Origin of the sequence: Aetokthonos hydrillicola CCALA 1050 (assembly GCF_017591665.1) — a bacterium.
GTDB lineage: Bacteria > Cyanobacteriota > Cyanobacteriia > Cyanobacteriales > Nostocaceae > Aetokthonos > Aetokthonos hydrillicola.
Map to the genome: position 1 here is coordinate 1 of NZ_JAAKGC010000258.1, position 3,005 is coordinate 3,005.

Genomic DNA, 3,005 nt, shown 5'->3' on the forward strand with positions numbered 1-3,005 from the left:
CTTTAGTCTTATATTAGGCATTGATAAAAAGACTGTAAATTCGGTTCTTAGCACAAGTTAAATGATGATTACCGAATTGTGTTTTTAGGTGTGGAAGCTTGCTATCTTTTGGTACGGTAAACCCTAGGGTGTTAACTTTGTACCTTTTTGGGGGTTAAAAATTCATGCACAATCCAACTTCATTAAGTAATGAGTAATGAGTAATAAGTAATGAGTAAATACCGGTTTCATTGCCTCCTACACTTGACACAGAAACTGCATGAACTCTTTCACTGACTACCATCCACAGAATTAACACCCTAGGTAAACCCTACAAATTGTCATTTAAACATATAAGACCATACTGGGAGGAACAGCATGGTCTGTGGTTAGGTATAGTGATTTTTAAGTTAATTTATTTATCTGTATAAAGCTACAACATCCAATTCCACCATTCCGGATTTAGAGAAAACATTTTTGTGTTCGTTTCAGCAGCACTTTTACCCAAATGGTTGCCCGTACCAGCGCCAGCATTCAAAGTTGTGCGATATCTAGGTTGCGATCGCCCTTCCCTACTTAGTAGTTATTGCTGTTCACGTATGCTGACGTGTGCTGCCACAATTCGCCATCCTTGCGCTGTACGAACCCATGTTTGTTGCTGCCGACCTAACTTATTAGGTGATGTATCACGAGTAAATTCCGTACTGGCTATAGCAAAATCATGACCGTAAGTTGTAATAACAGTGTTGTGTAAATTGCGGGCTAAGTTAGTTGGATTACGCCCTTGACGAAACTCTTGAATTGCCTGATAACCGATACTTTCTTCACTTGCACCATAACGGATTGTATTGGGTGAGTTGAAGAATAACTCATCCAGAACCGAGACATCATTTGTCACCAGTGCTTGTTCGTAGCGGTTAAAAGCCTCTGTCACTTCTGCTACCACTTCAGGAATATTTATTTGCAATTGGGGTAGAAGTGTTTTATTAGCATTATCCTCACTCACTGTCCAATTCCTCAAGTTTGACTTCAACAATAGTAAAGCCTGTCTGTGCTTCTCTCAAAACCTTACGAGATTGCGAGACTCAGCAATAATATCTATGAGGTCAACCACAGCAGCCGATAAAAAAAAACAAAAGGAAAAGAACCAGTATCCCGTGTGGGTGGATAGATGATGCGGTGTAGGGTTACTAGGCGGACATTGGGTCTGGTCTACCGACCCCCAATTCCTGCAGTTTGGCTTTGACATCTGACCACTCTCGTCCGCAGTAGTAGTATTTTTTATCCAAAATATCTGCTATATAATAACCCTGTTTTGCACCATTAATTCGTCGCAGTTCAGCAGCGATTTTCTCCATTGAGGTATCGAATAGGGAGAATAGGTCTTCCATATCAAGGCTAGGCGCGTTAAATAAATTTACAAATGGCTCACCTTCTTTAAATGCCCAAATCTTGCCACGACGTTCAATTATTCGATAATAAACGGGACGGACTATTGTGTCTGAATTCAACATGATAATTTATTCTAGAATTATTAATGGACAATAGCCCCTAAGAGCTAGTTAGGGGCTATTACTTTAGTTAGTTATTGTCATCCGGGAACTCTTGATGTGGCTCATCCGCTACATCTTCTAAGTCCCTTTTGACATCAAAGGAGTCAACAAGGTATCTTTCTCCAGTTAATTTATCGTCTTTTTCCCAGCGTCCCAGTATAAGACGAATAAAAATTTTAACTGGATTCCAAAAACCTCGATGACCATTACCAGTTTTGCTCAATAAATACCTCCTTTTTTTGGACAACCGGGGACAATAAATGTCACCAAATTTATTTTACACCACTTTTATGGATAAAATTAACCATTTTTAGAAGATTCACTTCGATTTTTTGTGGAGATTAATATTAATTCCCCATTGGCTATAGCATCTAACAACTGACCTGTTGAACCCTCATTATCATAGATATAGCCTAGTATTTGCGCAATTTCTTTAAGCTTATCTCCTGTCCCTGGTGCAACCCGTGCATGAAGATTAGTGCGGTCTAACTTCTTCCTTCCTGCCATAATTCTTAACCATAATTAACTTAAAAGTGGTTTACATATATAGGATAGCAAAGAGTAACCCATTGGTAGGGTTTTCCAAAATCGACGCACGCGCCCCGCGTGCGTTATATGATAAATTTTGATAGCGATATGGCTATCAAAAATGATATCAACATGCCCCAAAAGAAGCCACCCCAACACAAAAAGCCCCCACCCAGTGAGATGATCCGCGTCCCTACCCCACTCATTGAGGCAGTCAAGGATCTATCACGGCTACACAGGCTGGGTCATACAAATGCCGTGCTTCAAGGCTTACAAGAATTGATATCAGCTATTGATAGCAACAGTGATATCGATTTTGGAGCATCGGGTGAAGCCATTAAACAGCTAGCTTTAAGGTTAGAAAAGCTAGAATCTCGTGACAAAAATGATAGCGATGTTGATTCACTCTTAAAATCAGTAACCAGTTTGGAACAAAAGGTAGAAGCACTTACAACAAGACTGGTACAAATGGAAGGTGCAATTTCAATCCTTGGACAGCGCCAAGTTTCAACCCCCACAAGAAGGCAAGCTTTCAACTACCACCCGCCACAGCTTGAGCTTCAACCATTCACCGAAGAAAATCTAGCAAAAAGACTAGCAGCAACTACTGAAACTATACGCAATTACCGGGAAAGCAAAACTCCCAAGGAATTCGAGTCCTGGTGTCTCCAGCGAGATCCCGGCGGTGTGGCGTGGCGCTACCAAAAAGATGGGCTTTATCATCCCATCAAATAAAAGAATTCAGAATACATGCGTCAGTCGTCAGAATACACAACCCATAAAGGGATAGTGTTTTAAGAAAAGTTTTAACCCCTATCTCACTCGAATTTGTGTGTTTGCATCAGGGTTATTTACCAACAAATTATATATCTTTTTGGAAGGGTTATTAGTCGCTTTTTATGGATACTCTTAAAACTCCCAAAACCGGAGAATCTCTTGCTGCCT

Annotated in this window: 5 protein-coding genes; 1 reads left to right on the forward strand and 4 read right to left on the reverse strand. The window is 40.4% G+C overall.

Annotated elements, in window-relative coordinates; genetic code table 11:
• Positions 1–562: 562 nt before the first annotated feature.
• The 4 genes from hpxZ to G4P69_RS36615 all read right to left on the reverse strand — a co-directional run bounded on the left by hpxZ (position 563) and on the right by G4P69_RS36615 (position 2,039).
• The gene (hpxZ, locus tag G4P69_RS36600; protein WP_208344414.1) at positions 563–985 is read right to left on the reverse strand and encodes an oxalurate catabolism protein HpxZ; all 423 of its coding nucleotides are present in this window, start codon (positions 983–985) and stop codon (positions 563–565) included.
• A gap of 184 nt (positions 986–1,169) precedes the next feature.
• Positions 1,170–1,493 carry a hypothetical protein gene (locus G4P69_RS36605; protein ID WP_208344415.1) on the reverse strand — a complete coding sequence of 108 codons (324 nt, stop codon included), beginning with the start codon at positions 1,491–1,493 and terminating at the stop codon, positions 1,170–1,172.
• A 67-nt stretch (positions 1,494–1,560) separates the two neighbouring features.
• Positions 1,561–1,755, reverse strand: coding sequence for a hypothetical protein (locus tag G4P69_RS36610; protein ID WP_208354756.1), 195 nt, complete (start codon positions 1,753–1,755; stop codon positions 1,561–1,563).
• Between the two features lie 77 nt (positions 1,756–1,832).
• A complete protein-coding gene (locus tag G4P69_RS36615) occupies positions 1,833–2,039 on the reverse strand; it encodes a hypothetical protein (RefSeq protein ID WP_208344417.1) in 207 nt (68 codons plus the stop codon).
• 108 nt (positions 2,040–2,147) lie between these two features.
• On the opposite strand from G4P69_RS36615, the gene G4P69_RS36620 reads away from it, so the two are divergent.
• Positions 2,148–2,795 carry a hypothetical protein gene (locus G4P69_RS36620; RefSeq protein WP_243903172.1) on the forward strand — a complete coding sequence of 216 codons (648 nt, stop codon included), beginning with the start codon at positions 2,148–2,150 and terminating at the stop codon, positions 2,793–2,795.
• The last annotated feature ends 210 nt before the right edge of the window (positions 2,796–3,005 follow it).